Origin of the sequence: Gilliamella sp. wkB308 (genome assembly GCF_001690185.1) — a bacterium.
Classification (GTDB): domain Bacteria; phylum Pseudomonadota; class Gammaproteobacteria; order Enterobacterales; family Orbaceae; genus Gilliamella; species Gilliamella apicola_I.
In genome coordinates this window covers 25726-41755 of the sequence record NZ_LZGN01000003.1, presented here as the reverse complement: position 1 = coordinate 41755, position 16030 = coordinate 25726, and the positions used below count along the sequence as shown (strand labels likewise).

Below are 16030 nucleotides of genomic sequence, written 5' to 3'. Positions count from 1 at the left end.
CCTTTTTTATTCACAAAATTAATTTTAATTATCCATTTTGAGCTTCAAATTGTTTCATAAACTCAATTAAGTAATTCACACCTTCAATATCCATCGCATTATAAATTGATGCTCGCATTCCACCGGCAATACGATGCCCTTTTATACCAATAATATTGGCTTGCGTTGCTTCACTGACAAACTTTTTATCTAACTCTTCATTGGGTGATAAAAACGTTACATTCATGATGGATCGATTATTTTTAGCCACAGTGTTTCGATAAAAGTCTGACTGATCAATAAATTGATAAAGTTGTTGCGCTTTAGCATGATTGCGTTTTGCCATCGCTTCTAATCCGCCAAGTTTTTTAATCCATTTAAAAACTAGACCTGACATATACCAAGCAAAGGTTGGCGGAGTATTAAACATAGAATCGTAATCGTTCAACACTTTATAGTCTAAAACGGAAGGCAGAATAGATTTAGCATGACCAAGAAGATCTTCTCGGATAATAACAATGGTAATTCCTGAAGGACCTATATTTTTTTGGGCACCTGCATAAATGATACCATAACGGCTAACATCAATAGGTTGAGATAGAATACAAGAAGAAAAATCAGCCACTACAATTTTATCGTCAAAATTAGGTTCTTCAAATATTTCGATACCATCAATGGTTTCATTTGGGCAATAATGGACATAAGCCGAATCACTATTTAAATGCCAATCAGACATAGGTTTAACTGATGTAATTCCTGCCTGTTTAATAACAATATTTTGTTCGATAACATTGCAATATTTTTTTGCTTCTTTAGCTGCACATTCACTCCAATATCCACTATTGATGTAATCAGCACTGGTTTTATTCCCTAAAATGTTTAAAGGAACAGCTGCAAATTGTGCGCGAGCCCCACCCTGACAAAACAATATTTTATAATTATTGGGTACTTTTAAAATGTCACGCAGATCATTGGTTGCTTCAATCGCACATTGATCAAATTCTTTGCCTCGATGACTTAATTCCATCACCGAAGCGCCCGTATTTTGCCAATTTAATAATTCAGCCTGTGCTTGTTGTAAAACATCAGCAGGTATTTTAGCCGGACCTGCACTAAAGTTATAACTCTTACTCATTGCAATTCACTTTAATCCTTCAAAAAATAGACATACATTTTTACACTGTCTGGCAAGATATACAATCAGATTTTTATCAAGATTTTTTGAATAATCGCCGTCAAATTTGTTTTGTATATTTGATAAGATTATTGAGTAATAAAAACAGTGATAATATAAAAAGCCAGCAAAATACTGGCTAAACAAGTGGGATGAGCAATTAAATTGCTAATTGTCGTTTAGCATTTTCAATCGCCATTTTTACTTGGTCTGGTGATACGCCCCCTTTTGCACAACGTTTGGCAAGACAAGATGCCAAAGACAAAATTGGGTAAACTTCATTGTCGATTACCGAACTAAACGCTTTTAGTTCTTCTAATGAGAGTTCTTCTAAAGCTTTTTGTTTAGCGATAGCACCGACCACGGCCTCACCCACAATATGATGGGCTTCACGAAATGGTATACCTTTAGCAACTAAATAATCTGCCAGTTCAGTCGCATTTGAATAACCTTGTTTGGCGGCTTCTCGACATCTATCGTTATTAATTTTAATATCTTCCAATACTAAAGCTGCCATATCTAAGCATTCAAGCCATGTATCTAGAGCATCAAACAGATGTTCTTTATCTTCTTGAAGATCTTTATTATAAGCAAGCGGTAAACCTTTAAAAGTGACCATTGCACCAGTTAAAGCTCCCACAACTCGCCCAACTTTACCTCGAATTAACTCTAAGGCATCTGGATTTTTCTTTTGAGGCATCAATGAAGAACCCGATGTAACACGATCAGATAATTCAACAAAATTAGCTTCACCGCTATTAAAAATAATCAAATCTTCTGCAAAACGTGATAAATGTACCATACCAATTGAAGCGTTATTTAATAATTCCAAAATATGGTCACGGTCAGAAACAGCGTCTAAACTGTTATTTGTTGCTTGAGCAAACCCTAACCAGCTTGCAAGCTCCTCCCGATCCATTGGATAAGCGGTACCGGCTAGTGCCCCACTACCTAATGGACTCACATCCAAACGTGTTAACGTATCTTGTAAACGGCTTACATCACGCGTTAACATCTCATAATAAGCAAGGCACCAATGCGCAAATGTAATGGGTTGTGCTCGTTGTAAATGGGTGTAACCTGGCATCACAGTATCTTGATGCTTGTCAGCCGTATTAACTAAAGATTGTCTTAAGTGATTAATGGCTGAAATCAACTGTTGAATCTCAGATTTGCACCATAATTTTAAATCGGTAGTAGATTGGTCATTACGACTTCGTCCTGTGTGTAATTTTTTACCAAGATCACCCACTTTTTCAATTAATTTTTGTTCGACCCAACTGTGAATATCTTCAGCATCACTTTCTAAAATTTGATGAGGATTGTGTTGAACGCTGACTAATAATTCATTTAAGGCTTTTTCGAGTTTTTTTTGCTCATCATAGGATAAAACACTAACAGTGACCAATGCTTTAGACCAAGCTATAGATCCAATAATATCTTGCTCAGCAAGACGATAATCAAAGCGCAATGAATCATTAAAATGTTTAAAACGTTGATCTGCTGCTTGGCTAAAACGCCCACCCCATAATGCCATACCTACCTCAAATATTTATTAATCAATTTTAATTGCTAAACAATCTGAATTTATTGTTCTTCTTTTGTAAAATAACTAACATACTATAAAAGAGATATATACAGGACATAGCCTATATATATCTTTTATCTCACTTATCTAGATCAAAATCAATAAATTACTTTTGTGATTTTTTTGTTGTTTTAGATTTAGTTACTTCTTTGGTTGCTGCTTTAGCTTTACTCTCCGTTTTTACCGTTTTTGGTGAATCACTTGGTTTTGTAGCGGATTTAGCTTTTTTAGCAGGCTGTTTTTTCTTTTCTTCATTCAATGCTCGAATGCGTGAAGATAAAGAAAATAATCGAATAAAACCGCCAGCATGGCTGTGATCATAAACCTCATCTTCTCCGAATGTAGCAAACTCTTCGTTATATAAGCTATTCGGTGACTTTTTCTGCACTGCGGTAGCACTGCCTTTATAAAGCTTCACCACAACTTCACCTGTCATATCTTCAGCTAACACATCGGCTGCCGCTTGAATAGAGCGACGATAAGGGGCAAACCAGCGACCATCATAAACAACATAAGCCATTTCTAGACCTAACTGCTCACGCCATTTGAAACTATCACGATCTAAAATCAACTGCTCAAGCCCTCGCAAAGCGGTCATCATAATGGTACCGCCAGGCGTTTCATAACATCCTCGTGATTTGATTCCTACTAAACGATTTTCAATAATATCGACCCGACCTACTCCATGTTTAGCACCAATTTTATTCAATGTAGCAACACAGTTGTAAGGCGAAAGTTTTTTACCATTAACAGAAACTACCTCACCTTTTTCAATACCAATAGTCACAAGTTCAGGTTTATTTGGCGCATCTTCAGGAGAAACCGTCCATGCCCAACAATCTGCGTTAGCTTGATTCCAAGTGCTTTCAAGGACGCCACCTTCGGTTGAGATATGCCATGCATTTTCATCACGGCTGTAAATTTTTTCGACCGTTGCGGTTGTTGGTATTTTTCTTACTTTTAAATAATCAATTAAGGCTTCACGTGAGCGTAAATCCCACTCACGCCAAGGTGCTATCACTTTTAATTGGGGAGCAAGCGCAGTATAAGTTGTTTCAAAACGGACTTGGTCATTACCTTTGCCTGTGGCACCATGGCAAAGCGTATCAGCGCCAACTTCTAACGCATATTCGACTTGTGCTTTAGCAATAATTGGACGTGCCATTGATGTACCAAGATAATAAGTTCCTTCGTATAAAGCACCGGTTTTTAAGACTGGGTAAACATAATCTTTAACAAATTCTTCTCGTAAATCGACAACTTTACATGCTACAGCGCCAGAAGCTTTGGCTTTCTTTTCAACATCTTTTAATTCTTTTGGATCTTGACCGACATTAGCCACTAACGCATAAACTTCACATCCACCATAATTTTCTTTTAACCAAGGAATGATAGCGGATGTATCTAAACCACCTGAATAAGCTAAAACGACCTTTTTTGTGCTACTTTTTTTCATGTTATACCCTTTCTTAATTAACGACGATCGACGAATAAGTTAAAAAATCTTGAAACCTACATCACTTATTTCTGAAAACAGTTAGAATGATAACCGATGTAATATAATATCTGATTGCTATTTAAGCAATAATTCTTGTACCCGTAATACCGGATTTTCCATTAAATAATTCAATCAGTTTATCCGGTTCTTTCCAACTTGCTATATCAATTCCCCTTCCTAACGCTTTAGCAGCTTCAAATGCAGAATTAACTTTAACTATCATGCCGTCAGTAATCACCCCATTAGCGATAAGTTGATCAGCTTGTAATTGAGTTAATGATTCAATGCGCTGTTTATTTTCATCTAAAACGCCAATCACATCAGAAAGCAAAATTAAATCCGCATCTAATGTTTTAGCTAACGCCACTGCTGCATGGTCTGCGTTGACATTCATCATTTGGCCTTCATCTGTTATACCAATTGAACTTACGATCGGCAAATAACCGTTTTTTATTAGAAGATTCACTAAAGTCGGATCCCCTGCCTGTGCTTCACCAACATACCCGAGCTCTTCCGAAATCTGCTTAACTTTGACGCTATCACCGTCAGCTAAACAGAGCCCTATACTTGGTATATGCTGTTTTTTAGCTTCAGAGAGTAAAGTGGTATTTGCGCTACCAGCAAGACTACCAACAATCACATCAATTTGATCTGCCGGTGTGACCCTTAATCCATTACGACGAACAACGGGGATCGATAACCTATCCATTAAGGAATCAACGACACTGCCCCCACCGTGTACAATAATTAAAGGGCGGATATAATTCTGTTTATAATCACATATAACAACAAACAACTGCTTTAATGCATCTTTATTATCGAGAAGTACGCCGCCGAGCTTAATAATTAATGGTTTCATATCAATTTCCTATTAACTTAAATTATCGTTAACCACTGTTCATATTAATTAATCAATGAATATCTTAATTTTTACAGCAAAGCCATCGTTTCATCAAAACCAAATCGGATATTCATACACTGCACAGCTTGTGCTGCTGCACCTTTTAATAAGTTATCTTCCACTGAAATTAAAATTAAATGTCGTCCTTTTAAAACAAATCCTATATCACAATAAGGTAATCCGACGACAGCTTTTAAAGCTGGCCAATCTTTTTGATATACCCTAACTAAAGGCTTATCGTCGTAATACTTATTTAATGCCGAAAGAATATCATTAGAAGACACATTGGCTTTTACAAGGCAAGTTATCGTTGCGTGAATACCTTGTTTAAAACAACCTAAATGAGGAGTAAAAATGACCTCTTGACCTAGATGCGTTGCAATTTCAGGTTGATGTCGATGAGAAAATAGCCCATAAGCATGTAAACTGACTTCACAAAATAAGTTATTATGGGAAGGTTTACGCCCTGCACCACTCACGCCACTTACCGCATTGATGACAGGTAATTGCGATTTATCTATTAAATCCTCTTCAATTAATGGCTTTAAAGGTAATAAACTTGCCGTTGGATAACAACCAGGAACAGCAATTAATTTTGCTTGTTTAATTGCTTTAAAATTCCATTCGGCTAAGCCATAAATCGCTTGGTCTAACCATTGTTGGTGTTGATGAGTAAAGCCATAAAAATCTTGATAAAATGAGGAAGAATTAACACGAAAAGCACCCGACAAATCAAAAACCGTACAGCCGCGCTCTAAAAAATAAGGAGCGATATCATGACTAACAGCATGCTCAGTTGCCAAAAATACTAAATCGATATCATCAATTAGAAAAGAATAATCTGAGGTTGCAATTAAAGGTAAATCTACCACCCCTTTTAATTGAGGATGAAGATTATAGTCTGAGATAAGCTTTCCCCCATCTTGACTATTTTCTGAAACCGTTAAAGCAACAAGTTCAACATGCGGGTGTTTAGTCAAGTAATAGGCTAATTTTGCACCTGCATAACCACTCGCTCCAACAATAACCGCTTTTAACATACCATTCCTATAATTTATTATTAAATAATGAATATATAGTAGGTTATTTATTAAACCGATACAAGCCCTAAAATGAATTCTTATTCACTTTTTGTGAATTTTATTTCATTTATCGATTTAACGTAATCTTTATTAAGACAGTTAAAAACCTGCCGACGACGATCCGCAGGTTTTTTAGATTGATACTATTTTAAAAGTATTGCTGATTTTAAAATTGCAATAAGTAGATCCCAATAACGATGAACGCTTTGAATATTCACTTTTTCATCAGGAGAATGAGGAGATACAATTGTTGGCCCAATCGAAATCATATCCATATCAGGATAAGATTGCTTAAATAGACCACATTCTAGCCCAGCATGTATTACCATAATTTTTGCTTTTTGTGAAAAAAGTTCATGATATTTGTCTTTCGCAAGTTGCAACAAACTAGAATCTAATTTCGGTTCCCAACCAGAATAACCACCACTGATTTCATAATTTGCATTGACTAATTGACTTAGCGAAATTAAGGTCGAAACAACCGCATCTTTAGCAGAATCTACTTGTGAACGGATTAAGAAATTTACATAAAGTTGATTCTCTTTGATATTCACAATGCCTAAATTTAAAGATGTTTCAACGACGCCATGTATTTGATCACTCATTCTCACCACACCATTAGGTGCTGAATTCAACCAATTGATGATTTTGTTTTGATGCTCGGTTGTTAATACACGTCTAACTTTGGTTGCATCAACATCACTCAAATTTATTTCAATATTTGGTTCAACGCTACCTAATTCGTTTTTTAAGGTCGCTTTATATTGCTGAAGGATTGACTTAAGCTTAGGTAAATCTTGTTTATTCAATGAAATTTCGGCAAATGCTTCTCTTGGGATTGCATTTCGTAATGATCCACCTTGTATATCCGCCAATCTAAATGAAAAGTCCTGAGCATACTCAGCCAAAAACCTAGCCATAAGTTTAATTGCATTACCGCGCCCAAGATGAATATCACACCCTGAATGCCCACCTTTTAAACCTTTTAATGATATACGCATATAACAATCATGTTTTTCAGGCATAACAGCGTAAGTAATTGCGAACGTTGTGGTAAAATCAACGCCGCCAGCGCATCCTGTAAATATTTCACCTTCATCTTCAGAATCGGTATTAATTAAGTATTTGCTTTTAAGCCAATTAGGTTGAAGACCAAATGCGCCATGCATACCGGTCTCTTCTGATGTAGTAACAAGCACTTCTAACGGTCCATGCTCAACAGTCGGATCAATTAAAACAGCTAATGCCGAAGCCAACCCAACACCATTATCAGCTCCTAAAGTTGTTCCTTTAGCTTTGACCCATTCACCGTCAACATAAGCTTGAATAGGATCAGTCAAAAAATCGTGTACTGTGCCTTCATTTTTTTGAGGAACCATATCCATATGAGCTTGTAACGCAATTGAAGGACAATGTTCCAAACCTTTGGTTGCTGGTTTTGTTAACAAAATATTTCCTGCTTTATCGATTTGATAAGCAATATGATGAGAATTGGCAAAATCAACAATATATTTAGTTATCATTTGTTCATGATGTGAAGGATGTGGAATTTTACAAATATCATTAAAAATCTGCCAAGTAAATTTTGGCTCTAATGTGGAAAGCATAATATATCCTCAATATTAAGTGAGTAATTAATTAATGAGTGGTTTTTTTTGTGTAATCGCTCTATAATAAGGTGCAATTTTACATCTATTTTTAGTCCATTAATATTAATTTATTATATTTACACATTCGATTAAAATTGCGAGTTACTCATGCCAATAGAACAAAATTTAACAGAAGAAGAAATCAAAGCTAAAAAACAGCATAAAGCTGAAGTCATCGCTGAAAAAGAAAAATTCAACGTTACCTGGGAAATGCTACAAGCCTATGGACGTCAACTTTCAAAACGTTTACTACCCGCAAATCAATGGAAAGGCATTATTGCAGTAAGCCGTGGTGGTTTAGTTCCCGCTGCGATTCTTGCTCGTGAACTAAGCATTCGTTATGTTGATACTGTCTGTATTTCAAGCTATGATCATGACCATCAACGTGAAAAACTGATTCTTAAACAAGCTAACGGTGATGGCGAAGGGTTTATTGTTGTTGATGATTTAGTTGATACCGGTAACACCGCTCACACCATTCGTGATATGTATCCTAAAGCACGTTTTGTGACTATTTTTGCAAAACCGGCAGGCAAACCTCTTGTTGATGATTACGTTGTAGATATTGAACAAGATACTTGGATTGAACAGCCTTGGGATACCGGTGTTATGTTTGTTAAACCAATTAGTGATCATGAATAATTAATCTACCATAAGGGATAATTGGCTGTTATGTCAGCGACTAAAAATCTATCAGAACAAATTTTTAAACAGCAATATGATTATCCAGAAACATCGGGACTTATTAATCGTATTGATTGCAGTGAAGGTAGTAGTATTAGTCCGTTAGACGGCGACCTAGATTCAAGATGGTATAGAATTATCAATCCCATTTTGTGGTTTTGGCGAGGTTTGCCAAAACTTGAAGTTGAAGCAGTATTATCACGAATTGCTGCTTCAACTAAAAAACACACCAATGATAAATGGTTAGATTCCGTTATTGGTTATCAACCGGGTAATTGGATTTACGAATTTTTAAATCAATCCGCGGAGTGGTCAGCAAAGGCCGATGTAATCGATTCCAACAATTTAAGCGAAGACGATAAAAAAAATCTAAATACTTATCATTTGATTGCAAGCGAATATGCCAGTATTGCAAGCTATCCTCATTTTAAAAATGACGAGTTAGCGATGTATGCCCAAACATGTGCGTATCAAGCTTATACAAAAGCGCTCAACTATTCCCCTTATAAGATTAAAGAACTTGAGTTCAAAGTCGAAGATCGGAATGTCAAAACACTACTGCATTTACCCAAAACTGAAGGTACATGCCCTGTTGTTTTGATCTGTAATGCACTTGGAAATTTGCAAATCGATTTTTATCGATATTTTAGTGAATATTTAGCACCACAAGGTTTTGCGATGTTAACAGTGGATTTACCCAGTGTTGGATACAGTCGTAACTTCACTTTAACCCAAAATAGTAGTCAGATTCATCAAGCCATTATTGAGCAACTTGCTAACGTGCCGTGGGTGGATAATAATCGTTTAATTGTGGCAGGTTTTCGTTTTGGTTCGCATATTGCAACACGATTAAGCTATTTGATGCCAAATAAAATCAAAGGATTATTTAATTTTACACCTTTTGTTCATCAAATTTTCACTGATAAAGAACTACAAAAGAATCTACCTAATAGCTACAAAGATATGCTAGCTAGCCGTTTGGGATTACCGCTAGTATCCAACCAACAATTAGCCGCCGAATTAAATTATTTCTCTCTAAAAAATCAGGGTCTTTTAACTCGAGCTTGCCCAGTTCCTGTGATGAATATTATTTTCGAAAATGATAAGCTTAGTACCTTAACTGAAGCAAAACTTATTCATTCAGCTAAGCAAAATAAAATTATCACTATTCCAAAAACACCATTACAAAAAAGTTTACATCAAGCATTAACACAATCAGTAACATGGATGAAGTCTATTTTGTAATACCAGTATAAAATGAGTATCGTTATGACTAACATAAAACAGCAAGTTGTCGTGGTTAAATTGGGTACAAGCGTATTAACAAGTGGGACAAAACAGCTAGATCGTGCTCGGATAGTAGAATTAATACGACAATGTGCAATCTTACATCAAGAAGGTCATAAAGTTATTATTGTGACGTCAGGTGCAATCGCTGCCGGACGAGAGTATTTAAACTACCCTAACCTACCAAATACGGTTGCGTCAAAACAATTACTTGCTTCTGTTGGTCAAAGTAAACTCATCCAACTTTGGGAACAACTGTTTTCTATTTATAAAATTTACATTGGTCAAATGCTATTAACACGTGCAGATTTAGAAGATCGTGAAAGATTCTTAAATGCTCAAGATGTGTTAAAAGCGATGCTGGATAACCAAATTGTACCCGTAATCAATGAAAATGATGCGGTAGCAACAGCAGAAATTAAAGTTGGCGATAATGATAATTTATCTGCACTTGCGGCTATTTTAGCAGAAGCCGATAAACTTATTTTATTAACTGATATCGAAGGTTTATATACTGCCGATCCTAGATCAGATAAAAACGCTAAATTAATTTCAGAAATCGAACAGATTGACGATCATTTGCGTAGTATCGCGGGTGATAGTGTTTCAGGTTTAGGAACCGGTGGAATGAGCACAAAAATACAAGCTGCTGAAGTTGCAGGAAGTGCCGGTATCGAAGTTGTTATAGCGGCAGGAAACAGACCCAATGTAATTATCGATATCATGAATAATAAATCGGTCGGCACTCGTTTTCTTGCTCAAAAAACACCATTAGAACATCGCAAACATTGGATATTTGGTGCACCGATAGCAGGCAAACTTATATTGGATGACGGTGCAGTGAATGCAATTTTAAATAATGGAAGCTCCCTTTTACCAAAAGGAATTATAAAAGTTGCACAAACCTTTTCACGTGGTGAAGTGGTTGATATATGTGATAAATCAGGCAAATCCATTGCCCGAGGAGTCAGTCGTTATAATAGCGATGCACTACAACAAATAGCAGGACATCACTCACTGGAAATTAGCCAAATTATTGGCTATGAATATGGTTCAGTTGCCGTTCATCGAAATGATATGATTATTAAACAATAATCTATTAGTGATCTTATTCGAATACGATACACTGATCATTATTAAGCTCAATAATTGTGATAAAATCAATTGATTTAAATTCATAAATAACAATAATAAAGCAGAAAATCAGCATAGTGCTTTAAACGTATTTTATGCGTTTAACCAATATTAAGAATTAAAAAATCTTTAAAGGTCTCATCATGTTAAACCAAATCGGAGAATCAGCAAAACAAGCTGCATACCAATTAGCACAATGCCCTACTGCGACAAAAAATAAAGTACTTACGGTCATTGCCGATTTATTAGAAGCACAAAGCACCATGATTTTAACAGCTAATGCGCACGATATAAAATTAGCAAAAGAACAAGGCTTAAGTGATGCTATTGTTGATCGACTACTGCTAACACCTGAGCGATTATCATCGATTGCCAATGATGTTCGTAAAGTCATAACACTGAAAGATCCTATTGGAGAAATCATTGATGGGTCAACATTAGACAGCGGTTTAAAGTTACAACGTCACAGAGTGCCATTAGGTGTAATTGGTGTAATATATGAAGCTCGTCCAAATGTAACCATTGATATTGCTTCGCTTTGTTTAAAAACAGGTAATGCGGCGATACTTAGAGGTGGCAAAGAAACGCTCAAAACTAATATGGCGATTATTTCCGTTATCCAACAAGCCTTATCACAAATTGGATTACCACAAACCGCCATACAATATATAGACAATCCTGACCGAAAATATATTAATGAATTACTTAAACTCGACAAGTACATTGATATGATTATTCCAAGAGGTGGCGTGGCACTACATCAATTATGTCGTGAACAATCTACTATACCAGTCATTACAGGGGGTATTGGTGTCTGTCATATTTTTGTTGATGAAAGTGCTGATTTTGATAAAGCGCTAGCCATTATTATTAATGCTAAAACACAGCGCCCTAGCACTTGTAATACGCTGGAAACATTATTAGTTCATCATAAAATTGCGCCAATGTTCATACCGATATTAAGCCAAATAATGACAGATAATGAGGTTACCTTACATGCAGATAAGCGCACAATTGAAATTTTAAACTCAAATAAAGCTAATGTGTATCCGATAAACGATCAAGAGTTACGTCAAGAATGGTTATCAAAAGACCTTAATGTTGTCATCGTTGATTCCCTCGAAAATGCAATAGAACATATACGAGAATATGGAAGTGGTCATTCAGAATCAATCTTAACCCGTAACTTAACTAATGCTGAACAATTTGTTAATCAAGTCGATGCAGCAGCGGTATATGTCAACGCCTCGACACGTTTTACCGACGGTGGACAATTTGGTTTAGGCGCTGAAGTGGCAGTAAGCACTCAAAAATTACATGCCAGAGGCCCTATGGGACTTGAAGCATTAACAACCTATAAGTGGATAGGTATTGGGGATGATTTAATTCGTCAATAAAATCTGTATCAACTGTTCAGTAACAGCTGACAGTTGATACTTTAATATCTAGTCAAAATTACGCATTAATAATGCATAATTTAAATCGATTTCTTCTGGGATTGGAATATAAACAATATGCCCATCACCTAATCCCGCTGGCACGGGTTGCCCTTTTTTATTCTCCATACGTTCAATAGTAAAAGTCATGTTACCTTTTGGTGTCATCATTTCAACACTATCACCTACTGAAAACTTATTCTTAACAATAATTTCCGCTAAACCATTTAGACGTTCACCACTAAATTCCCCCACAAACTGTTGTCTGTCGGATACAGAATGACTGTGAACATAATTTTGCATATCTTCATGCTTATGACGACGCAAAAAGCCCTCGGTATAACCTCGATGCGCTAAAGAATCGAGTTCAGCCAATAAACGAGGATCAAACGGTTTACCTTCGCTTGCAGCATCTATCGCTTGACGATACACCTGTGCCGTTCTTGCACAGTAATAAAAGGACTTGGTACGCCCCTCAATTTTCAACGAGTGGACACCTATTTTAGTCAAATCTTCAACTAGTTCTACCGCTCTTAAATCCTTAGAATTCATGATATAAGTACCATGCTCATCTTCGAATGCTTGCATGTATTCACCCGGTCGACCTGATTCTTCTAACATAAATACTTTATTTGTTGTTTGACCAATGCCTAGTGTAGGTTCAACTTGTTGCACAGGTATGGGTTCATACTTATGAACAATCTGCCCTACTTCATCTTGTTTACCTTCAGCAATTTTATACTCCCAACGACAGGCATTAGTACAAGTACCTTGGTTAGAATCACGTTTATTAATATAACCAGATAGCAGACAACGCCCGGAATATGCCATACAAAGTGCACCATGGATAAACACTTCTAATTCCATCTCAGGAACTTTTTCACGTATTTCGGCAATCTCTTCAAGAGACAGCTCTCGAGATAACACAACACGTGTTAATCCCATTTTGTGCCAAAATTTGACCGTTGCCCAGTTCACGGCATTGGATTGCACCGATAAGTGAATCTCCATTTCCGGAAAATGCTCACGAACAAGCATAATTAACCCCGGATCAGACATAATAAAGGCATCGGGTTTCATATTAACAATGGGTTCTAAATCACGAATAAACGTTTTAAGTTTTGAATTATGTGGTGCAATATTCACAACCACGTAAAACTTTTTACCCTGTGCGTGGGCTTCGTTAATCCCGATAGCTAAGTTTTCATGATTAAATTCATTATTGCGAACACGCAAACTGTAGCGAGGTTGACCTGCGTAAACCGCATCTGCACCATAAGCAAACGCATAACGCATGTTTTTAAGAGAACCGGCAGGTGAAAGTAACTCAGGTTTTGGGTATAAATTTGTCATTAAAAAATGCCTCTGATTTCAAGTCAGTATTACTCAGCAGTAATAGGTTAAGCAAAAAATAGGTGGGCATTTTACGCTTTAGGCTAGAGCTTGGCAAATTTATTTAAAGATAAACTTAACAAATCCTAACTTGATAGGATTTAATACAATTTTGATTAAAAATGATGATTAAATTCAAATCAAATTGTTTAAATACCTAATTCTTTAATGATTGGGACAACGATAAGAACTATGCCATATATCGTAAACTAGTAAATGAATGGTTATCACTTTGTTTAACTATTCATCTTTTAGATTTCTTTATTAATAAGAGGGAAATACTCTTCCCAACGATACTCTCTGATTGGCATAGGCTTTTCGTTCACAAAATACAACACCAAAGCGGGTTTAATTCCATTCCAATTATCCACAAACTCATAGCCAAGAAGAAAACCATCTTTGATTAATTTTTTTGCTTTTGCATGATAATTAAAGTAGCTCATAGTTAGTCAAATCAAAAATACCTATATTTGACTATTATATGTACTCTTTTTTGAGCAATATAGCAATCAGTTTAAATAAAAAAATAAAAGAGAATATAGTTTAAGTTATTTTCATTTGAACGATTAAAATTTAATAGTAAATATGAAGAACAAATAACAACATACTGGCAACAGCATTAATAAAGCACCTAACCTACGCATGAATTTACCTCTAGAGAAACAAAAAATATAAAAACCAGTCAAAAAAATAATTGCATAAATCCACCAATAAAATATTAGGCTTAAAACAAATACTCCATAAGTGCTTAAATTTGGTATCATAGTTATCTCCATATTTTAAATAATCTTTACAATATAACATTTATCTCAAAATAACAATCCTTTTCAAACTTATCTAACTATTCCTTTAGTCTAAAATAACTTTATAAATGATATGAAAACATTTTTTCAACTATCCTTGATAGCAGAGGTTAATTTTATGAAAGAATTCCAAAAAAAACTAAAAAACGGAATTTTTTTGCAGACTGTCGACAAAGAAAGCGACATACCTGCAATGACAATTAAAGCCATTTTGTTAACTATTCCAGACAGGATTGAATCAGGTGAATATGATGTTAAGGACCTTCATAATGACTATACTTCATATAAAAAAAGCTGAATATGAGTATTACGGCACTTGGATGATTATTGGCATTAATTTGCCAGCAATTGTTGGAAAACAAAAACAAATTAATATTACATTGCCAAATTTTCTTATCGATAGAAGAGATAACACAGTTAAAACGTCAAATTCGTTTTATAGGGATAAAAGCTTTTTTTAGTTTAGGCGGCTATTAATGAACTAACAGCAAAAAAACACATTAATTATTTTGATCATCAAATCAACGCCTTTATAAAGTTAACTGATAACGAGGAACCACCTATTCAGCGACACGGTTTGTCGCTGAATAAATTATAATTAGGGATAAACTACGTTATTTTTTGACTTCCATCTTCATTCTATTATTTAAATCCTCATAAATCAGCGCTACTCCGTGTTGAAATGCGGAGGAGACCGAAACATCAGATAACTTAAACGTGTGTTTTTCACCAGCTAAAAGTGTGTAGGGCGATAACGGCAGTGCATAATTATCTAAATATACTGCATGAGCAACGATATCGAGTTCCGAATTTAAATCATTATTCAGATTTATTGTTATAGAAGGCTCAGGCTTAGACATGGTTGATTTGGTAGCACGATTAATCTTATTTTTTACTCTTTCAGACATCCTAACAATCATACCCCCACCAAATCCAGCATTAGTGATTTGGATATCGCCAACTGCCGTTTTACCACCAACTATAATTGGAACTTCGAACAATGCCTTTGAGTCCATTTTCTCACGATAGCAATCTATATATTTAGCATCTGTGAAAACTTCTGAAATCGCTTTTTTTACGTCCCTCACATCTGAAGATTCCTTTCTTGAGTCCTCAAAATCAGTGCATGACATAACCTCAACAATGAGTTTCGATTGAACAGTTTTAGCAGTTACACTATTGACATCACTCAGATTTACTGTAGGAACTAATTCCACTTTACAACCCGACAGCAATGCGACAGATATTAATCCAATAATTACCTTTTTCATATGTTATTCCCTGTACATTAAATAAATGAAGAACAAAATAACAAATTAATCAGATGTTTTCAAACTTTCCGCCGATACAAACTAATTCACTATACCTGTTTGTGCAGTTTAGAAGCGTTAATTGTTTTAATATGACAGTATCTTATTGACAA

Annotated in this window: 14 protein-coding genes and 1 pseudogene; 6 read left to right on the top strand and 9 right to left on the bottom strand. The window is 35.5% G+C overall.

Translation table 11 applies throughout. The annotated features are described in order from the left end of the window. Window positions 1–28 precede the first annotated feature (28 nt). The 6 genes and pseudogenes from serC to A9G10_RS00230 form a co-directional block, all read right to left on the bottom strand. Entirely contained in the window at window positions 29–1114 is a 1086-nt protein-coding gene (serC, locus tag A9G10_RS00255; RefSeq protein WP_065557703.1) for a 3-phosphoserine/phosphohydroxythreonine transaminase, read from the bottom strand. A gap of 199 nt (window positions 1115–1313) precedes the next feature. Further along, on the bottom strand, window positions 1314–2690 hold the full coding sequence (gene argH, locus A9G10_RS00250; RefSeq protein ID WP_065557702.1) for an argininosuccinate lyase: 1377 nt from the start codon (window positions 2688–2690) through the stop codon (window positions 1314–1316). A gap of 289 nt (window positions 2691–2979) precedes the next feature. Further along, window positions 2980–4197: pseudogene (locus tag A9G10_RS00245) on the bottom strand (argininosuccinate synthase); the annotation flags it as partial. 121 nt (window positions 4198–4318) lie between these two features. Further along, window positions 4319–5098, bottom strand: a complete 780-nt coding sequence (gene argB / locus A9G10_RS00240) for an acetylglutamate kinase (protein ID WP_065557701.1) — start codon at window positions 5096–5098, stop codon at window positions 4319–4321. A 71-nt stretch (window positions 5099–5169) separates the two neighbouring features. Further along, the gene (gene argC, locus A9G10_RS00235) at window positions 5170–6180 is read right to left on the bottom strand and encodes an N-acetyl-gamma-glutamyl-phosphate reductase (protein ID WP_065557700.1); all 1011 of its coding nucleotides are present in this window, start codon (window positions 6178–6180) and stop codon (window positions 5170–5172) included. A 185-nt stretch (window positions 6181–6365) separates the two neighbouring features. Continuing rightward, complete coding sequence (locus A9G10_RS00230) at window positions 6366–7829, bottom strand: aminoacyl-histidine dipeptidase (protein WP_065557699.1); 1464 nt, start codon at window positions 7827–7829, stop codon at window positions 6366–6368. Window positions 7830–7979: 150 nt separating this feature from the next. On the opposite strand from A9G10_RS00230, the gene gpt reads away from it, so the two are divergent. From gpt to proA, 4 genes are all read left to right on the top strand, one after another. Then, window positions 7980–8513: a xanthine phosphoribosyltransferase gene (gene gpt / locus A9G10_RS00225; protein WP_081298937.1), complete on the top strand. Its 534-nt coding sequence runs from the start codon at window positions 7980–7982 to the stop codon at window positions 8511–8513. Between the two features lie 30 nt (window positions 8514–8543). Beyond that, on the top strand, window positions 8544–9800 hold the full coding sequence (frsA, locus tag A9G10_RS00220) for an esterase FrsA (RefSeq protein ID WP_065557698.1): 1257 nt from the start codon (window positions 8544–8546) through the stop codon (window positions 9798–9800). Between the two features lie 24 nt (window positions 9801–9824). Further along, the gene (gene proB / locus A9G10_RS00215; RefSeq protein WP_065557697.1) at window positions 9825–10937 is read left to right on the top strand and encodes a glutamate 5-kinase; all 1113 of its coding nucleotides are present in this window, start codon (window positions 9825–9827) and stop codon (window positions 10935–10937) included. Between the two features lie 182 nt (window positions 10938–11119). Beyond that, on the top strand, window positions 11120–12373 hold the full coding sequence (gene proA / locus A9G10_RS00210; RefSeq protein ID WP_065557696.1) for a glutamate-5-semialdehyde dehydrogenase: 1254 nt from the start codon (window positions 11120–11122) through the stop codon (window positions 12371–12373). A gap of 48 nt (window positions 12374–12421) precedes the next feature. Here the strand turns inward: proA and trhP are convergent, their stop codons facing one another. Continuing rightward, window positions 12422–13765: a prephenate-dependent tRNA uridine(34) hydroxylase TrhP gene (trhP, locus tag A9G10_RS00205; protein WP_065557695.1), complete on the bottom strand. Its 1344-nt coding sequence runs from the start codon at window positions 13763–13765 to the stop codon at window positions 12422–12424. A gap of 290 nt (window positions 13766–14055) precedes the next feature. Then, the gene (locus A9G10_RS00200) at window positions 14056–14247 is read right to left on the bottom strand and encodes a thermostable hemolysin delta-VPH (RefSeq protein ID WP_065557694.1); all 192 of its coding nucleotides are present in this window, start codon (window positions 14245–14247) and stop codon (window positions 14056–14058) included. A 478-nt stretch (window positions 14248–14725) separates the two neighbouring features. On the opposite strand from A9G10_RS00200, the gene A9G10_RS12665 reads away from it, so the two are divergent. Together A9G10_RS12665 and A9G10_RS12955 are read left to right on the top strand one after the other, a co-directional pair. Beyond that, window positions 14726–14905, top strand: a complete 180-nt coding sequence (locus A9G10_RS12665) for a hypothetical protein (protein WP_065557693.1) — start codon at window positions 14726–14728, stop codon at window positions 14903–14905. Then, window positions 14856–15068 carry a type II toxin-antitoxin system HicB family antitoxin gene (locus tag A9G10_RS12955; RefSeq protein WP_081298936.1) on the top strand — a complete coding sequence of 71 codons (213 nt, stop codon included), beginning with the start codon at window positions 14856–14858 and terminating at the stop codon, window positions 15066–15068. Before A9G10_RS12665 ends, A9G10_RS12955 begins: the two co-directional genes overlap by 50 nt. 153 nt (window positions 15069–15221) lie before the next feature. On the opposite strand, the gene A9G10_RS00185 is transcribed toward A9G10_RS12955, so the two are convergent. Then, window positions 15222–15878, bottom strand: coding sequence for a DUF7424 family protein (locus tag A9G10_RS00185; RefSeq protein WP_065557691.1), 657 nt, complete (start codon window positions 15876–15878; stop codon window positions 15222–15224). Window positions 15879–16030: the final 152 nt, after the last annotated feature.

Coding starts and splice junctions, on each gene's coding strand:
- serC (WP_065557703.1), bottom strand. CDS start 1,114: ATGAGTAAGAGTTATAACTTTAGTGCAGGTCCGGCTAAAATACCTGCT.
- frsA (WP_065557698.1), top strand. CDS start 8,544: ATGTCAGCGACTAAAAATCTATCAGAACAAATTTTTAAACAGCAATAT.
- A9G10_RS00200 (WP_065557694.1), bottom strand. CDS start 14,247: ATGAGCTACTTTAATTATCATGCAAAAGCAAAAAAATTAATCAAAGAT.
- proB (WP_065557697.1), top strand. CDS start 9,825: ATGACTAACATAAAACAGCAAGTTGTCGTGGTTAAATTGGGTACAAGC.
- argH (WP_065557702.1), bottom strand. CDS start 2,690: ATGGCATTATGGGGTGGGCGTTTTAGCCAAGCAGCAGATCAACGTTTT.
- trhP (WP_065557695.1), bottom strand. CDS start 13,765: ATGACAAATTTATACCCAAAACCTGAGTTACTTTCACCTGCCGGTTCT.
- A9G10_RS00185 (WP_065557691.1), bottom strand. CDS start 15,878: ATGAAAAAGGTAATTATTGGATTAATATCTGTCGCATTGCTGTCGGGT.
- gpt (WP_081298937.1), top strand. CDS start 7,980: ATGCCAATAGAACAAAATTTAACAGAAGAAGAAATCAAAGCTAAAAAA.
- proA (WP_065557696.1), top strand. CDS start 11,120: ATGTTAAACCAAATCGGAGAATCAGCAAAACAAGCTGCATACCAATTA.
- A9G10_RS12955 (WP_081298936.1), top strand. CDS start 14,856: ATGATGTTAAGGACCTTCATAATGACTATACTTCATATAAAAAAAGCT.
- A9G10_RS00230 (WP_065557699.1), bottom strand. CDS start 7,829: ATGCTTTCCACATTAGAGCCAAAATTTACTTGGCAGATTTTTAATGAT.
- argB (WP_065557701.1), bottom strand. CDS start 5,098: ATGAAACCATTAATTATTAAGCTCGGCGGCGTACTTCTCGATAATAAA.
- argC (WP_065557700.1), bottom strand. CDS start 6,180: ATGTTAAAAGCGGTTATTGTTGGAGCGAGTGGTTATGCAGGTGCAAAA.
- A9G10_RS12665 (WP_065557693.1), top strand. CDS start 14,726: ATGAAAGAATTCCAAAAAAAACTAAAAAACGGAATTTTTTTGCAGACT.